The following is a 16473-nucleotide window of genomic DNA, read 5'->3' on the forward strand; positions in this document are numbered from 1 at the left end:
CCAGCGCGTATTGGCCCACCACCCGCGGCAGCGCCGGAAGAAGGATTGGCAGCCAGACCCAACGATGTCCGCGCTGTGGTCCCCATTCCAGCCATAGCAGCAAAATGACCACTCCCAGCGCGCTGGCGACCACTCCAATCGTTACGCTGTGGGTTAACGCGTCGAGATTGAGCGTAGATTGCTGCGCCAGAAAGGCCAGTAATACCGTGCAGAGCACTCCCGTCGCGGGCAGCGACAATGACAGCGTTTTCCCCGTTAGGGGCGAAACGCGGTGTTGACGTACGCCACTGACGTCAGGAAGCGTGCGTCGCCAGCTACGCCAGAGCTGATAACCCGCGAGGGCAAAAAGGGTGAGCAGCGCCAGCAAGAGCAGGCTTGCCAGTGCGCCTTTGATCTGCTGTTCGCTGTCTCCCTGACTAAGCCATTGCCAGGAGAGGACCGCCAGCGTCGGCGGATTGCCGGGGCCGAGGATAATGGCAACATCCACCGCCGAAATCGTCCACGCCACCACGGCCAGCATTACGGCTCCTAGTGCGGGGGCGATAGTGGGTAAGATCAACCAGCAGAGCGTCTGCCGGCGGTTGTAGCCCAGCGAATCCAGGACGATGACCTGCTGAGCGAGGCGTTTCTCACTCAGTAAAATGGATAAAATCCACAGCACGAAAGCGCTCTCTTTCACGGCCAGCGTCACGCCCAGCCCGATGCCGTAGCGATCAATCGCAGGCGAGAGAAACGGCAGGGCGTGCCAGAGCAGTCCGCCTTCAGCGAAAAGCAGTAGCGCGGCGCTGGCAAACGCGACATGGGGAATCGCCAGCAACCACGGCAGGCGGGTACTCAACCGTCGCCAGCGTATGCCGGGCCAGAGTGCCACCACGATTGTTAACGCAATAAACAGCGCGCCAGCGGCGGCGATGAATACCGACACTACGGTCGCCAGCAACGCCTGCGGTAACTGCGGATCGGTAAAAAGAGCCTGCCAGTTCGTCAGTGACAGCGCGGGCGCGATCAGCAATATCCCGGCAGGCAGTATTGGCGCATAAATTGCCGCCATGCCAAGCCAGGCGAGAAGCATTAGCGCGATCCGTAGCGGCGCAGCCATTCTTGCTCCAGTGCGTTAACCCAGGCCGCATGAGGTTCAGGCAGCACGGCGGGCAGCCCGTCCGGAATGCGCGCTTCCAGCGCGGCCTGTTGTGCGGCGGGCAGTTTTTTCGCATCCAGCACCGACGGATCGCCCCAGACTGTTGGATCGGCCTTACGCAGCTGTGCGTCAGGAGAGAGCAGGAAGTTGGCGACCAGTTTCGCTCCGGCGCTGGCGCGGGCGTTAACCGGAATGGCGACAAAGTGCACGTTGCCAATCATCCCTGCGGTAAAACCAAAGCTGTAGCTGTGTTTTGGCAATTCACCGCGGGTGATCTTTTGCTGAGCGTGCGCCGGGTTAAAGGTCAACGACAGGCGCAATGTCCCGCTCTTAAGTAACGCGTCCATCCGCGCCGGAGATGGCGGGAAATCTTTCCCTTCTCGCCACAGACTCGGATGCAGTGCGTCGAGATAGCGCCACAGCGGCGCGGTTACATCGGCAAAGGTGGCGGCGTCCGGCGCGACGGTGAGCGCGTGCGGATTATCAGTCAGCGAGATTAATAACTGTTCCAGAAACGCCGTGCCGGTAAAGTCCGGCGGTCGCGGGTAACTGACGGTGCCTGGATGTGCCCGGGCAAATGCCAACAGCGCCTGCGGACTTTGAGGCGGCTGCGGCGTCACGTCGCGATCTGCAATAAACGTCAACTGCGCGCCCCCCCACGGAGACTCAGCCCCGTCAGTGGGAATTGAAAAATCTTCACGTACCGGTTTTTGCGTATCAACATAGCGCCAGTTGGGCAGCGTTTCCGCCCACTGGGTTTGCAGCAATCCAGCCTCTTTCAACGTGCGAAAATTTTCGCCGTTAACCCACAACAGGTCGACAGAACCATCGGTCTTTCGCCCGGCGGCGGCTTCCGTCTGGATGCGCTTCACGGCATCAGCGGCATCGGCGAGACGCACGATTTTAAGATTGACCGCATAGTGGGTTTTCATCTCGCCACTGACCCAGTCAAGATACTGGTTAACGGCGCTGTCACCGCCCCAGGCGTTGAACCAGACGGTCTGGCCTCTGGCCTCATTCTGGATCTGCTGCCAGCGTTGTTCGGCGTGTCCCGGAGCGGTCAGCAACAGACTCGCGAGTAGTAATCCCCAGCGCATAATTACTCCTGAAAAAAACGTGTGACCAGCCAACGGGAGGCCAGTGGTAATAGCCCTAACAGAGCAAAAGCGGTCAGCATAGCGGGAGAAATAATGTCACGTATTGATGTTAACTGGCTTAACTGGCGTCCGGCATTCAGATAAACCACGGTGGCAGGCAGCATCCCCAACTGGCTGACCCACCAGTAGCGGCGCACGCCAACGGTGGTGAGACCTGCAAGCAGGTTGACGACAACAAATGGAAACAAGGGTATCAGGCGTAGCGCAAAAAGATAAAAGACGCCGTCCCGCGCCATCCCGTGATTCACCGTGGCCATATGCCGGGAAAACCGCCGCGCTACCCAGTCACGCAGCAGGTAACGACTGGTAAGCATGGCGAGCGTGGCGCCCAGCGTTGAGGCAAAAGAGACCAGCAGCGTGCCTTGCCAGAGGCCAAACAGCGCGCCGCCAAGCAGCGTCAGCAGCGCCGCGCCAGGAATCGACAGCGCCGCGACGACGGTATAGAGCAGAAAATAGAGGCTTGCACTGAGAAAAGGGGACTGGCGTTGCCAGTCCGCCAGCAGTGAATGTTCGCGCTTAAGCGTCTCCAGCGTGAGCAGGCCGGGGGGCAATGCCCAGAGCACCCCGGCAAGACAGAGGATCAGTGCGCCCGCAAGCCCTATTTTTCTGGCGTTCACGGTTGAGCATCAGACCTTAAATTTCGCCCATACCGGCGCATGATCAGACGGTTTTTCCATGCTGCGAATTTCATAGTCGATACCGGTTTCCAGACAACGGTCCGCCAGCGGCTGGCTTGCCAGCAGCAAATCGATACGCAGACCGCGGTTATCATCAAACCCTTTCGAACGGTAATCAAACCACGAGAATTTGTCGGTGGTTTCCGGGTGTGCGCGGCGGAAGGTGTCAACCAGGCCCCAGCCCAGCAGGCGGTCCATCCATTCACGCTCTTCCGGCAGGAACGAACATTTGCCGGTGCGCAGCCAGCGCTTGCGGTTCTCTTCGCCAATGCCGATATCCCGATCGGACGGACTGATATTCATATCCCCCATGATCAGTACCGGATTGTCGCGCTTCAGTTGGTTGTCGAGATAGTTTTGTAAGTTCTGATAAAACTGCGCTTTGGCCGGGAATTTAATCGGATGGTCGCGGCTTTCGCCCTGCGGGAAGTAGCCGTTGATTACCGTCAGGTTGCCCAGCGGAGAGGGGATTTCAGCCATGATGATGCGGCGCTGCGCTTCTTCGCCATCATCGGGAAAACCCCGGCGCACGGCGATGGGGGTCTCTTTGGTCAGCAGCGCCACGCCATAGTGACCTTTTTGCCCGTGGTAGAAAACGTTGTAGCCGAGTTTTGCGACATCTTCGAGCGGGAACATGTCGTCGTGAACTTTTGTCTCCTGCAGGCCAATGACATCGGGTTGGTGTTTTTCGACGATGGCTGTCAGTTGATGTGGTCTGGCGCGCAGGCCGTTGATATTAAAAGAGACAAATTTCATAGTCGCTGCCATTTTACGGGATGAATAGTGCATGGATGGTAGCAGAATTTCCGCAAACTGACTGCCCATAATGGTGAGATTCCGGCAATGGGTGTGAATGGTATTAACAATGGGGCAATGCTTGCCCTGTTTTAGGGCGGATTGCGTCAAAATGGCGCAGTAATTTCCTGTAAATTTCGTAGATGATCACATTTCCAGAATTATATCTGGACTGTGCATAATATTGCGGTTTTTCCTCTATTTATTCTTCTTTCGCGCAAACATATTCACTTTATATGCACATATAGTGAATATCGCTGGGCTATAACTCATTGATTTTCCGTTCCACACACCCGTTTATGCATTTTTTCCACTGGCTGGCACGAAGAGTGCAATCTACATTTACAGCGCAAACACTACTTTTCATTAACATATAAATAACTATTTATTTACCGATGAGGTCGCTATGTCTCAGTCAATTACGCGTGAAAATTTTGATGAATGGATGATGCCCGTTTATGCACCGGCGCCTTTTATTCCGGTCCGTGGCGAAGGTTCACGCTTGTGGGATCAGCAGGGTAAAGAGTATATCGACTTCGCGGGAGGCATTGCGGTCAATGCCCTGGGACACGCGCATCCGGAACTGCGTGACGCGCTGAATGTGCAGGCGAGCAAATTCTGGCACACCGGCAACGGCTACACCAACGAGCCAGCGTTACGACTGGCGAAAAAGCTCATCGACGCCACCTTTGCCGATCGCATCTTCTTTTGCAACTCCGGGGCGGAGGCCAACGAGGCGGCGCTGAAACTGGCGCGCAAATATGCGCACGACCACTACGGCAGCAATAAGAGCGGCATTGTCGCGTTCAAGAACGCCTTTCACGGTCGTACGCTGTTCACGGTCAGCGCCGGAGGACAACCAGCCTATTCGCAGGATTTCGCGCCGCTGCCGCCGGATATCCGCCACGCCGTCTACAACGACATTAACTCTGCCAGCACGCTGATTGACGATACCACCTGTGCGGTCATCGTCGAACCGGTGCAGGGGGAAGGCGGTGTTGTACCTGCAACCCCGGCCTTCTTGCAAGGGCTGCGTGAGCTGTGCGATCGACATAATGCGTTGCTGATTTTTGATGAAGTACAGACCGGCGTAGGGCGCACCGGCGAACTGTACGCTTACATGCACTATGGCGTGACGCCGGATCTGCTGACTACCGCAAAAGCGCTGGGCGGTGGGTTCCCGATTGGCGCGCTGCTGGCCAGTGAAAAATGTGCCAGCGTGATGACCGTCGGGACACACGGCACCACCTATGGCGGAAACCCTCTGGCAACCGCTGTCGCCGGAAAAGTCCTCGATATCGTTAATACGCCTGCGATGCTGAACGGAGTGAAACAGCGCCATGACTGGTTTGTGGAGCGTCTGAACGCCATTAACCTGCACACCGGACTGTTCAGTGAAATTCGCGGTCTGGGACTGCTGATTGGCTGCGTGCTGAAGGATACGTTCGCCGGAAAAGCCAAACAGATTTCCCAGGAAGCGGCGAAAGCAGGCGTAATGGTACTGATTGCCGGGGGCAACGTGGTGCGTTTTGCACCGGCGTTGAACGTCACGCAGGAAGAGGTCGCCAGCGGTCTCGACCGTTTTGCGCTGGCCTGCGAACAGATTAAAGCCGGAGGTTCATCATGATGGTGATCCGTCCCATTGAGCATGCTGATATTAGCGCGCTGATGCAACTGGCCAGTAAAACCGGCGGTGGGCTGACCTCATTACCCGCGAATGAAGCCACGCTGGCGGCGCGTATTGATCGCTCCCTGAAAACCTGGCGGGGCGAATTGCCGAAAAGTGAACAAGGCTATGTCTTTGTGCTGGAGGATCTGGAAACCGGCACCGTGGCGGGGATTTGCGCGATTGAAGTCGCCGTGGGGCTTAACGACCCCTGGTATAACTATCGTGTAGGGACGCTGGTGCATGCTTCAAAAGAGCTGAACGTTTATAACGCGCTGCCGACGCTGTTTCTCAGTAACGATCACACCGGCAGCAGTGAGCTGTGCACGCTGTTCCTCGATCCCGACTGGCGTAAAGAGGGCAACGGCTATTTGCTGTCGAAATCGCGCTTCATGTTTATGGCCGCGTTTCGCGATAAGTTCAATGAAAAAGTGGTCGCGGAAATGCGCGGGGTGATTGACGAGCACGGCTATTCCCCGTTCTGGCAAAGCCTGGGGAAACGCTTTTTCTCGATGGAATTTACGCGAGCTGATTTTCTCTGCGGTACCGGGCAGAAGGCGTTTATCGCCGAACTGATGCCCAAGCATCCGATTTATACCCACTTCCTCTCTGACGAGGCGCAGGCAGTCATTGGCGAAGTGCACCCGCAAACCGCTCCGGCGCGCGCGGTGCTGGAGAAAGAAGGGTTTCGCTATCGTAACTACATCGACATTTTCGACGGCGGCCCGACGCTGGAGTGTGATATCGACCGGGTGCGGGCGATCCGCAAAAGTCGGCTGATAGAAGTTGTCGAAGGGCAACCCGCAACCGGTGATTTCCCGGCCTGCCTGGTGGCGAATGAAAACTACCACCACTTCCGCGTCATGTTGGTGCGCGCCGATCCTCATACAGAAAGGCTGGTACTGACCGCCGCGCAGCTGGATGCCCTGAAATGTCACGCAGGCGATCGGGTTCGTTTTGTCCGTCTCTGCGCAGAGGAGAAAACGGTATGACTTTATGGATTAACGGTGACTGGGTGACCGGTCAGGGTGAACGTCGGGTGAAGAAGGATCCTGTGCAGGGCAACGTGCTCTGGGAAGGTCACGATGCCGATGCCGCGCAGGTGATGCAGGCGGCTCGTGCTGCCCGCACCGCGTTTCCGGCCTGGGCCAGACGCCCCTTCAGCGAGCGGCAGGCGATTGTGGAAAAATTCGCCGTGCTGCTGGAGAGCAATAAAGCGGATCTGACCGCCATTATCGCCCGTGAAACCGGCAAGCCACGCTGGGAAGCGGCGACGGAAGTGACGGCGATGATTAACAAAATCGCGATTTCCATCAAGGCCTATCACGCCCGCACCGGCGAGCATCAGAGTGAGTTGCCCGACGGCGCGGCGACGCTTCGTCACCGCCCGCATGGCGTGCTGGCGGTATTTGGCCCCTATAACTTTCCGGGGCATCTGCCGAACGGACACATTGTGCCGGCACTGCTGGCGGGTAACACCATCCTCTTTAAGCCCAGCGAACTGACGCCGTGGACCGGAGAAGCGGTGATGCGGCTCTGGGAACAGGCCGGTCTACCGCATGGCGTGCTGAATCTGTTGCAGGGCGGTCGGGAAACGGGACAGGCGCTGAGCGCGCTGGATGCTCTCGACGGACTGCTGTTTACCGGCAGTGCGAATACGGGCTATCAACTGCATCGCCAGCTTGCCGGACAACCGGAAAAAATCCTTGCTCTCGAAATGGGCGGCAACAACCCGCTGATTATTGAGGATCCAGAGGATATCGATGCGGCGGTGCACCTGACTATCCAGTCCGCATTTGTGACGGCGGGACAGCGTTGTACCTGCGCACGTCGCCTGCTGGTAAAAAAAGGCGCGCAGGGTGACGCGTTTCTCGCCCGGCTGGTGGCCGTTAGCCAGCGTATCCAGCCAGGTCGCTGGGACGATGAGCCACAGCCGTTTATCGGCGGTCTGATCTCCGAACAGGCGGCGCGTCATGTGTTTGATGCCTGGCAACAGCTTGAATCTCTCGGCGGACAGACGCTGCTGGCGCCGCGTTTGTTACAGGCCGGTACCTCACTGCTGTCACCTGGCATTATTGAGCTGACGGGCGTGGCAAATCTGCCTGATGAAGAGGTTTTCGGTCCGCTGCTTGGCGTCTGGCGCTATGAGCGCTTTGACGAGGCGATCGCGATGGCCAATAACACCCGCTTTGGTTTGTCCTGTGGACTGGTTTCGCCCGATCGTGCGCAGTTCGACCAGTTACTGTTGGAAGCGCGCGCGGGGATCGTCAACTGGAACAAGCCGCTCACCGGCGCTGCCAGCACCGCGCCGTTTGGTGGCGTAGGCGCTTCCGGAAACCATCGCGCCAGCGCGTGGTATGCCGCCGATTATTGCGCCTGGCCGATGGCCAGTCTGGAATCCCCGGCGCTAACGTTGCCAGCCACGCTGAGCCCCGGCCTCGATTTTTCGCGTGAGGAGCCCGTATGAAAGCACGTGAGGTCAATTTCGATGGGCTGGTAGGGCTGACGCATCATTATGCCGGGCTGTCGTTCGGCAACAAGGCGTCCACCCGGCATCGTCATCAGGTTTCAAATCCCCGTCTGGCGGCGAAACAGGGACTGCTTAAAATGAAGGCGCTGGCGGATGCGGGATATCCGCAGGCGGTGATCCCGCCGCACGAGCGACCTTTTATTCCTGCATTACGCCAGTTGGGATTTAGCGGTAGCGATGAGCAGGTGATTGAGAAAGTGGCGCGTCAGGCGCCGCACTGGCTCTCCAGCGTCAGCTCCGCATCGCCGATGTGGGTAGCCAACGCGGCGACGGTGGCGCCGTCGGCGGATACGCTGGATGGCAAAGTGCACCTGACGGTCGCGAACCTCAATAATAAATTCCACCGTTCACTCGAGGCGCCCACCACGGAGGCGTTGCTGCGGGCGATCTTCCGCGATGAACGTTATTTCGCCGTGCATTCCGCGCTGCCGCAGGTGGCGATGCTCGGCGATGAAGGGGCGGCTAACCATAATCGCCTCGGCGGGGAGTATGGCGAGCCGGGAACGCAGCTGTTTGTCTACGGGCGCGAAGAGGGCAGCAATACGCGACCTTCACGCTATCCGGCGCGTCAAACCCGTGAAGCCAGCGAGGCGGTAGCTCGCCTGAATCAGGTGAATCCACAGCAGTGTATTTTTGCTCAGCAGCATCCGGAGGTCATCGACCTTGGTGTGTTTCATAACGATGTAATTGCGGTCGCGAACCGGGAGGTGCTGTTCTGTCATGAACAGTCCTTTGCGAGACAAGATGAGGTCATGAATCAACTGCGCGCCCGGGTGCCCGGCTTTACCCCTGTTGTGGTGCCAGCAGCTGACGTGTCGGTGCCGGATGCGGTCGCGACGTATCTGTTTAACAGTCAATTGTTGAGCCGCGATGACGGTTCGATGATGCTGGTCCTGCCACAGGAGTGCCGCGAACACGCGGGCGTATGGCGCTATCTGACGAACCTGCTGGAAGCCGATAACCCGATCCGCGACATGCGGGTGTTTGACCTGCGCGAGAGCATGTCAAACGGCGGTGGGCCAGCCTGCCTGCGGCTGCGAGTGGTGTTGACCGCAGAAGAATACCAGGCGGTCAATCCGGCGGTAATAATGAATGACGTTCTGTTTACGACGCTCAACGACTGGGTGGATCGCTACTATCGCGACCGCCTGACCGCCGCGGATCTCACCGACCCGCAACTGCTGCGTGAAGGGCGCGAAGCGCTGGATTCACTGACTCAACTGTTGCAGCTTGGTTCTGTCTATCCGTTCCAGCAATCGGGAGGCGGGCATGGATGATTTCCTCGCCGCCACGCTGGCGGGAACGATGCCGGAGGTTCGGGAAGGCGAAGGCGCGGGATTTCGCTGGCATTGGGTTGACGCCGGTATTCTCGAACTCATCCCCGTCACGGTGACAGACCGCGCGCTGGTGATCTCCGCCGGTATTCATGGCAACGAAACCGCGCCGGTGGAGATGCTCAATACGTTGCTGTTGGCGTTGTCTAAGGGGGAGATAACGCTACGCTGGCGGCTGTTGGTGATCCTCGGCAACCCACAGGCGCTGGCTGCCGGGAAGCGCTACTGCCACAGCGATATGAACCGGATGTTTGGCGGGCGCTGGCAACAGTTTGCCGAAAGCGGTGAGACGCAGCGCGCACGTCAACTGGAACAGTGTCTGGAAAATTTTTATGCGACGGGCACGGAGTCGGTGCGCTGGCATCTCGATTTACATACCGCCATCCGTGGTTCTTACCATTTGCGCTTCGGCGTGTTGCCACAGCGTCCCATCCCCTGGGATGAGACGTTTCTTGGCTGGCTGGGTGCCGCAGGACTGGAAGCGCTGGTGTTTCATCAAACGCCGGGAGGCACGTTTACCCACTTTAGTGCTCAACACTTCGGTGCGCTCGCCTGTACCCTGGAGCTTGGCAAAGCCTTGCCATTCGGTCACAACGATCTCCGCCAGTTTGCGCCGACGTCTGCCGCGCTGACCGGTTTACTGTCGGGGCAAATTGATCAGGCAGACGGCACTCCGCCAGTCCGCTATCGGGTGGCGTCACAGATCACCCGACGCAGCGACGCATTTGTACTGCACATGGACAGCCAGACGCTCAACTTCACTCCCTTTACAGCCGGAACGCTGCTGGCGGAAGAGGGTGACGAGCGTTTTGTCGTCACTCATGACGTGGAATACGTTCTTTTTCCCAACCCTGGCGTGGCGCCGGGATTACGTGCGGGCCTGATGCTGGAGAAATTGCGCTAACCTGTTTCCCGCAGGCGAGGGCCTGTGGGTTTTAATTTATCGTGCGCCAGGAAATTAATCCGGACTATTCCTGGAGAGCTGCTTTATTTATCATCAGCGCTCAGGTATAGTTCTTCATATTCCCTGCAAAATCATGCTGTTGTCATTTTTTCTTTCAACTCTTCGCAATAATTTCTTTTTTTCTCCACAATTGGCGAAAAAATGTTTTTTACACTTTCATTGTTTTACTGATGCTCTGACTAATTGACGATTAAGCCGTTAAAGTTAATCTCGTCAACACGGCACTGTACTTCTTCATAAGTGACAAGAAAGCCGTAAAATAACTGAAAGGAAGGATAAAGATTATGCGTAAATTAACTGCACTGTTTGTGGCTTCAACTCTGGCACTGGGCGCTGCGAACCTGGCTCACGCAGCGGATACCACCACCGCGGCACCGGCAGACGCCAAACCGATGATGCAGCATAAAGGTAAATTCGGCCCACATCATGACATGATGTTTAAAGATCTGAATCTGACCGATGCTCAGAAACAACAGATTCGCGACATCATGAAGGATAAGCGTGACCAGATGAAGCGTCCGCCGGTTGAAGAACGCCGCGCAATCCACGACATCATTGCCAGCGATACCTTCGATAAAGCGAAAGCAGAAGCGCAGATTACGAAGATGGAAGAACAGCGCAAAGCGAACATGCTGGCACACATGGAAACGCAGAATAAGATCTACAACATTCTGACCCCGGAACAGAAAAAACAGTTTAATGCCAATTTTGAGAAGCGTCTGACAGAACGTCCGGCGCGTGACGGTAAAATGCCTGTACCTGCTGAGTAATCGCTGAGCAGACTTATTCGAAGACCGCCGGTCTTGTCCATCCTCTCCACTGAGGCGATGGACAGGATCGGCGGTTTTTTCTTTTTCATACCCTATGGAAAATCATCATGGCTGCCGATAACGACGTTGTGCTTTATTATGCCGCATGATGTTTATCAGGAGCGATGATGGAATACTTTGATATCCGCAAGATGCCGGTCAGTCTCTGGCGCAACGGTGCTGGTGAAACGCGTGAAATTTGCTGTTTTCCTCCGGCGACCCGCGATTTTCACTGGCGTGCCAGCATTGCTTCTATCGCCGGTAATGGCGAGTTTTCGCTCTTTCCTGGTATCGAGCGGGTGATTACCCTGCTGGAAGGCAGCGAAGTGACGCTGGAAAGTCAGGGCGCCTTCAGCCATACCCTTAAGCAGCACCAGCCGTTTACCTTTGCCGGCGAGCGTGTGGTGAAGGCCAGACTGACGGAAGGGCAGATGTCGATGGATTTTAATATCATGACCCGGCGTGACTCCTGCCAGGCGAAAGTGCGGGTGGCCGATCGAACCTTTACCACGTTTGGCTCACGCGGCGGCGTGGTGTTTGTTATTAGCGGAGCCTGGCAACTGGGCGATAAGCTCCTGACTGCCGATCAGGGCGCCTGCTGGCACGACGGAAAACATACGCTACGGTTGTTGAAAGCAGAAGGGAAACTGTTATTCAGCGAGATCACCTGGTTGCAGGGGTATTCCCCGGATTCAGTTCAATAATTTCACAGGTTCCGGCAACGAGCGGCTTACAGAGAATCTTGTAACCGTCATGATCAAAACCGGCTGGCGTCTGGGCCAGCGTCGCCGCATCCTCCAGCGTATCGACCGCCCCCAGCCATAGCCAGTTATTAATGACGTGATACTGCGTCATTTGCGCACGACTCTCTCTGAGCGCAATGGCGTTTTTCCACGGCCAGCAGATAACGCGCAGTTTTTCCAGCGATGCCTGTAAACGGGCGTCGTGCTCCTGTGGCGATTCTTTATTACAGCAGACGCCAGCGCAGCGTTTTAGCGCGGCGCGAAAACAGGCTCGGCCACGGCTCAGGGGTTCAAGACCCAGCCGCCCGTAACACAATTTTTGTTCGTCAGCGAGTGACTGTAAGGCGGCAAGCGCGGCGCGGCGGTTGGCAAAAAGACCGAACAGATCCGGAGCGTGGGAGAAATCAACGTCACGCGAATAGACGACATCCACTTTTCCATCCCGGAGCGTTAATGCGCAAAGTTGGCGGTTGCGGCGCAGGCGTTTATTAAACAGCGGCTGTTGCTCTTTAATCAGCCGTGCCTCGAGTAATAGCGCGCCGATTTCACCGGCGGTACCGATCCAGGAGATACGCCTGGACTGGCGCAACATGGCGGCTTCTTCCGGTGTGCGTAAATGCGACAGTACCCGACTGCGGATATTGACACTTTTACCAATGTAAAGTGGCAGGGTGTCGCTTTCACTGTGAAACAGGTAAACACCAGGCACGCTCGGGAGCGACTCCAGGAAAGGGCGCAGATGTTCAGGATATTCGTAAACTGCTGCTGCTTCAAACTCAAGACGAGGAACTGATTGACGCCGTGCCACGGTAAACTCCGGATGCTGGTTATGCATCCAGTATAACAGTGGTATTACGATTAAAAAAGAGAGGGCGTGGGCGACTGCGGCGCGAAAGCCGGATGGCGTTGCCATCCGGTCGGTTCATGCTTACTGTTTCCAGAAGTCATCAAACACGGTAATCGGCGGACGGCGTTTATGCTCTGTCTTCAGATACCAGCCTTCAATGATTTTCGCGATAGCGGCATCCACCGCTTTTCCTTCCAGATAGTCATCAATATTCTCATAGGTCACGCCCAGCGCGGCTTCATCCGGCAGAGAAGGGCGATCGTCTTCGAGATCGGCGGTGGGTGTTTTCTTATAAAGGTGCTCCGGGCAACCTAATGCCGCCAGTAGTTGTTTCCCCTGGCGCTTGTTGAGGCGAAACAGCGGGTTAATATCCGTACCGCCGTCTCCGTATTTGGTGAAGAAACCGGTAATGGCTTCCGCCGCATGATCGGTACCCACCACCACGCCGCTGGTCATACCCGCGATACTGTACTGTGCTTTCATGCGCTCACGGGCTTTTTCATTGCCACGAACGAAATCGCTTAGCTCAATACCGGCTTCACGCAAAGCCTGTTCGCTCGCCAGTACCGCACCTTTGATATTGACGGTCAGCACGCGGTCCGGCTGGATAAAGTCGATGGCGTCCTGACAATCCTGCTCATCAGCCTGAACGCCATAAGGCAGGCGAACGGCGATAAACTGCAGTGCGTCGTTACCGGTCTCAGCACGCAACTCGCTAATGGCGGTCTGGCAAAGTTTGCCTGCCAGCGTCGAGTCTTGTCCTCCGCTGATACCCAGCACCAGACTTTTCAGGAAGGGATAACGTTGCAGATATGCCTTCAGGAAATCCACGCTGCGGCGAATTTCCTCTTCTGGATTAATGTGCGGTTTTGCACCAAGCGCTTTGATGATCTCGTGTTGCAGAGTCATTTACCCCCCTCCCCAATGTATAAAGAATAAAATCAGACTGTGTTAAAGCTAACCCTTTGCTGTGAAAACGACAAGTGAACGCAGGCTGAGTGGCGCTTAAAACGACATCCTGCCGTCTGAACGGAATCTGGCAAAATATTCGCGTGCTAAGCGTTAGCTTGAAAAATGTCAAAATGTATTCCAGGCTTATATAACACGCTGATAAACAAGAGGACGGAAAATGAACAGGACTATTGCAGGAATTTTCAGTGCAGCAGCTGTATTAACGATGCTGGCAGGGTGTACGGCGTACGACCGTACCAAAGACCAATTTGTCCAGCCTGTGGTCAAAGATGTGAAAAAAGGCATGAGCCGCGCGCAGGTTGCACAGATTGCCGGAAAACCGTCGTCTGAGGTGAGCATGATCCATGCTCGCGGTACCTGCCAGACCTACATCCTGGGTCAACGTGATGGTAAAGCAGAAACCTATTTCGTGGCGCTGGATGATACCGGTCATGTGATCAACTCAGGCTACCAGAGCTGCGCTGAATACGATACCGACCCGCAGGCAGCGAAGTCACAATAACTGTCTACTGTCTGTACAAGTCAACGAACCGGCCCCTGGCCGGTTTTTTTGTAACGAAGATGATCTTATTTATTGATGCGAATTATTTACCCGAAGTGTGAAGGGGGTCATAACGCCAGGTCAATGAGAGACAATTTAGTTGGTCAAGGAAATACCATCAGCAGGTGCGATGCCGTATACTCATTTCAGACACAGAAATAAGTTTTCGGTTACGCAGGTTATCCAGAGCATAGAAGCAGGTAGAGACTTGCGGCGTGGCTGGTTGACAGATAATCGCACATGAGGAAGGTCTGAATGGAAAAGAAACACATTTATCTGTTTTGCTCTGCGGGTATGTCTACCTCTTTGTTAGTGTCAAAGATGCGCGCGCAGGCAGAAAAGTATGAAGTTCCGGTTATTATTGAAGCATTCCCGGAAACCCTTGCCGGAGAAAAAGGACCCAATGCTGACGTTGTATTATTAGGTCCACAAATTGGTTATATGTTGCCCGAAATTCAGCGTTTGTTACCGAACAAACCTGTAGAAGTGATTGACTCGCTGCTGTATGGCAAAGTCGATGGTTTAGGCGTGCTTAAGGCTGCAGTTGCAGCAATTAAAAAAGCCGCTGCAAATTAATATTTTAAATTTTCCCGTCAAAGAGTTATTTCATTTACATATACCGCAATAATTAATTGCGGTTTTTAAGGGTATTTTTCTATGAGTAACGTCATTGCTTCACTTGAAAAGGTACTCCTTCCTTTTGCTGTCAAAATAGGAAAGCAGCCACACGTTAATGCAATCAAAAACGGTTTTATTCGTTTAATGCCATTAACCCTCGCGGGGGCTATGTTTGTATTAATCAATAACGTTTTCCTGAGCTTTGGGGAGGGGTCGTTTTTTTATTCCCTCGGTATTCGGCTGGATGCGTCAACCATTGAAAATCTCAATAGTCTGAAGGGCATCGGCGGAAACGTCTATAACGGTACGTTGGGTATTATGTCACTGATGGCGCCATTCTTTATCGGTATGGCGCTGGCGGAAGAGCGCAAAGTCGACGCCCTGGCGGCCGGCCTGTTATCGGTCGCGGCCTTTATGACCGTCACGCCTTATAGCGTGGGTGAAGCCTATGCGGTTGGGGCGAACTGGCTGGGCGGCGCGAATATCATTTCCGGTATTATTATCGGTCTGGTGGTCGCCGAAATGTTTACCTTTATTGTCCATCGCAACTGGGTCATTAAATTACCTGATAGCGTACCGGCATCTGTCTCTCGTTCATTCTCAGCATTGATTCCAGGCTTTATTATCCTCTCCATTATGGGGATCATCGCCTGGGCGCTGACGACCTGGGGAACAAACTTCCACCAGATCATTATGGACACCATCTCGACACCGCTGGCTTCGCTGGGCAGTGTGGTAGGCTGGGCGTATGTACTCTTTGTTCCGCTGCTGTGGTTCTTCGGTATCCATGGCTCCCTGGCGCTGACGGCGCTCGACAGCGGTATCATGACCCCATGGGCGCTGGAAAACATCGCTATCTATCAGCAGTACGGTTCAGTGGATGCCGCGCTGGCTGCCGGTAAGACGTTCCACGTCTGGGCGAAGCCGATGCTCGACTCCTTTATCTTCCTCGGCGGTAGTGGTGCAACGCTGGGTTTGATCCTGGCTATCTTTATCGCCTCTCGCCGCGCGGATTACCGTCAGGTGGCGAAACTGGCTCTGCCATCAGGTATCTTCCAGATTAACGAACCGATTCTGTTTGGTCTGCCGATCATCATGAACCCGGTGATGTTCATCCCGTTCATTCTGGTTCAGCCGATACTGGCCGCGATCACGCTGATAGCGTATTACCTGGGGATCATCCCACCAATTACGAACATTGCACCGTGGACCATGCCAACCGGGCTGGGGGCGTTCTTTAACACCAACGGGAGCGTTGCGGCTCTGCTGGTCGCCTTGTTCAACTTAGGCATTGCGACGCTGATTTACCTGCCGTTCGTGGTGGTTGCGAACAAAGCGCAAAATGCAATCGACAAAGAAGAGAGCGAAGAAGATATCGCTAACGCACTGAAATTCTAAGTTTAACCCGGCATGTGGCAACGCATGCCGGGCCGTCAAAGAGGAATGATTTATGATGGATCTCGAGAATATTACTGATACCCAAACCGAAGCCGAAGAGCTCGAAGAAGTGGTGATGGGGCTTATCATCAACTCCGGACAGGCGCGCAGCCTGGCCTACGCGGCCTTAAAGCAGGCGAAGCAGGGCGACTTCAACGCCGCGAAAACAATGATGGAGCAGTCGCGCATGGCGCTGAACGAAGCCCATCTGGTGCAGACGAAACTGATTGAAGGCGATCAGGGCG

The 16473-nt window shown here is 55.4% G+C and carries 17 protein-coding genes; 11 read left to right on the top strand and 6 right to left on the bottom strand.

The window, feature by feature from the left end:
* The 4 genes from AB7E14_RS08400 to xthA all read right to left on the bottom strand — a co-directional run.
* Window positions 1-1099, bottom strand: a 1099-nt coding sequence (locus tag AB7E14_RS08400; protein ID WP_428169460.1) for a thiamine ABC transporter permease, incomplete at its 3' end; no start/stop codon positions are given.
* Entirely contained in the window at window positions 1072-2235 is a 1164-nt protein-coding gene (locus AB7E14_RS08405; protein WP_044328125.1) for an ABC transporter substrate-binding protein, read from the bottom strand. The genes AB7E14_RS08400 and AB7E14_RS08405, both read right to left, overlap by 28 nt.
* A gap of 2 nt (window positions 2236-2237) precedes the next feature.
* Complete coding sequence (locus AB7E14_RS08410) at window positions 2238-2912, bottom strand: TVP38/TMEM64 family protein (RefSeq protein ID WP_394804273.1); 675 nt, start codon at window positions 2910-2912, stop codon at window positions 2238-2240.
* A 9-nt stretch (window positions 2913-2921) separates the two neighbouring features.
* A complete protein-coding gene (gene xthA / locus AB7E14_RS08415; RefSeq protein WP_316962245.1) occupies window positions 2922-3728 on the bottom strand; it encodes an exodeoxyribonuclease III in 807 nt (268 codons plus the stop codon).
* A 445-nt stretch (window positions 3729-4173) separates the two neighbouring features.
* Here xthA and astC point away from each other — a divergent pair, with 445 nt between their 5' ends.
* From astC to ves, 7 genes are all read left to right on the top strand, one after another.
* On the top strand, window positions 4174-5394 hold the full coding sequence (astC, locus tag AB7E14_RS08420; protein WP_044328127.1) for a succinylornithine/acetylornithine transaminase: 1221 nt from the start codon (window positions 4174-4176) through the stop codon (window positions 5392-5394).
* On the top strand, window positions 5391-6425 hold the full coding sequence (astA, locus tag AB7E14_RS08425; protein WP_044328128.1) for an arginine N-succinyltransferase: 1035 nt from the start codon (window positions 5391-5393) through the stop codon (window positions 6423-6425). The genes astC and astA overlap by 4 nt, the downstream gene beginning before the upstream one ends.
* A complete protein-coding gene (gene astD, locus AB7E14_RS08430; RefSeq protein WP_316962246.1) occupies window positions 6422-7900 on the top strand; it encodes a succinylglutamate-semialdehyde dehydrogenase in 1479 nt (492 codons plus the stop codon). Before astA ends, astD begins: the two co-directional genes overlap by 4 nt.
* A complete protein-coding gene (gene astB, locus AB7E14_RS08435) occupies window positions 7897-9240 on the top strand; it encodes an N-succinylarginine dihydrolase (RefSeq protein ID WP_316962247.1) in 1344 nt (447 codons plus the stop codon). Before astD ends, astB begins: the two co-directional genes overlap by 4 nt.
* Entirely contained in the window at window positions 9233-10201 is a 969-nt protein-coding gene (gene astE, locus AB7E14_RS08440) for a succinylglutamate desuccinylase (RefSeq protein WP_316962248.1), read from the top strand. The genes astB and astE overlap by 8 nt, the downstream gene beginning before the upstream one ends.
* 344 nt (window positions 10202-10545) lie before the next feature.
* Window positions 10546-11031: an ATP-independent periplasmic protein-refolding chaperone Spy gene (gene spy, locus AB7E14_RS08445; protein ID WP_044254826.1), complete on the top strand. Its 486-nt coding sequence runs from the start codon at window positions 10546-10548 to the stop codon at window positions 11029-11031.
* Between the two features lie 167 nt (window positions 11032-11198).
* The gene (ves, locus tag AB7E14_RS08450) at window positions 11199-11774 is read left to right on the top strand and encodes an environmental stress-induced protein Ves (RefSeq protein ID WP_043000895.1); all 576 of its coding nucleotides are present in this window, start codon (window positions 11199-11201) and stop codon (window positions 11772-11774) included.
* On the opposite strand, the gene cho is transcribed toward ves, so the two are convergent.
* Window positions 11734-12648, bottom strand: a complete 915-nt coding sequence (cho, locus tag AB7E14_RS08455; protein ID WP_394804277.1) for an excinuclease Cho — start codon at window positions 12646-12648, stop codon at window positions 11734-11736. The genes ves and cho overlap by 41 nt on opposite strands.
* A gap of 93 nt (window positions 12649-12741) precedes the next feature.
* On the bottom strand, window positions 12742-13569 hold the full coding sequence (gene nadE, locus AB7E14_RS08460) for an ammonia-dependent NAD(+) synthetase (protein ID WP_044254823.1): 828 nt from the start codon (window positions 13567-13569) through the stop codon (window positions 12742-12744).
* A gap of 220 nt (window positions 13570-13789) precedes the next feature.
* On the opposite strand from nadE, the gene osmE reads away from it, so the two are divergent.
* The 4 genes from osmE to chbA all read left to right on the top strand — a co-directional run.
* Window positions 13790-14134 carry an osmotically-inducible lipoprotein OsmE gene (gene osmE / locus AB7E14_RS08465; RefSeq protein WP_043000893.1) on the top strand — a complete coding sequence of 115 codons (345 nt, stop codon included), beginning with the start codon at window positions 13790-13792 and terminating at the stop codon, window positions 14132-14134.
* A gap of 294 nt (window positions 14135-14428) precedes the next feature.
* Window positions 14429-14749, top strand: coding sequence for a PTS N,N'-diacetylchitobiose transporter subunit IIB (gene chbB, locus AB7E14_RS08470; protein ID WP_042319411.1), 321 nt, complete (start codon window positions 14429-14431; stop codon window positions 14747-14749).
* Between the two features lie 81 nt (window positions 14750-14830).
* Window positions 14831-16189, top strand: coding sequence for a PTS N,N'-diacetylchitobiose transporter subunit IIC (gene chbC, locus AB7E14_RS08475; RefSeq protein WP_044265468.1), 1359 nt, complete (start codon window positions 14831-14833; stop codon window positions 16187-16189).
* Between the two features lie 52 nt (window positions 16190-16241).
* On the top strand, window positions 16242-16473 hold a 232-nt coding region (gene chbA / locus AB7E14_RS08480), incomplete at its 3' end, for a PTS N,N'-diacetylchitobiose transporter subunit IIA (protein WP_428169461.1).

Source organism: Citrobacter sp., assembly GCF_050252275.1.
GTDB classification, from domain to species: Bacteria; Pseudomonadota; Gammaproteobacteria; order Enterobacterales; family Enterobacteriaceae; genus Citrobacter_A; species Citrobacter_A amalonaticus.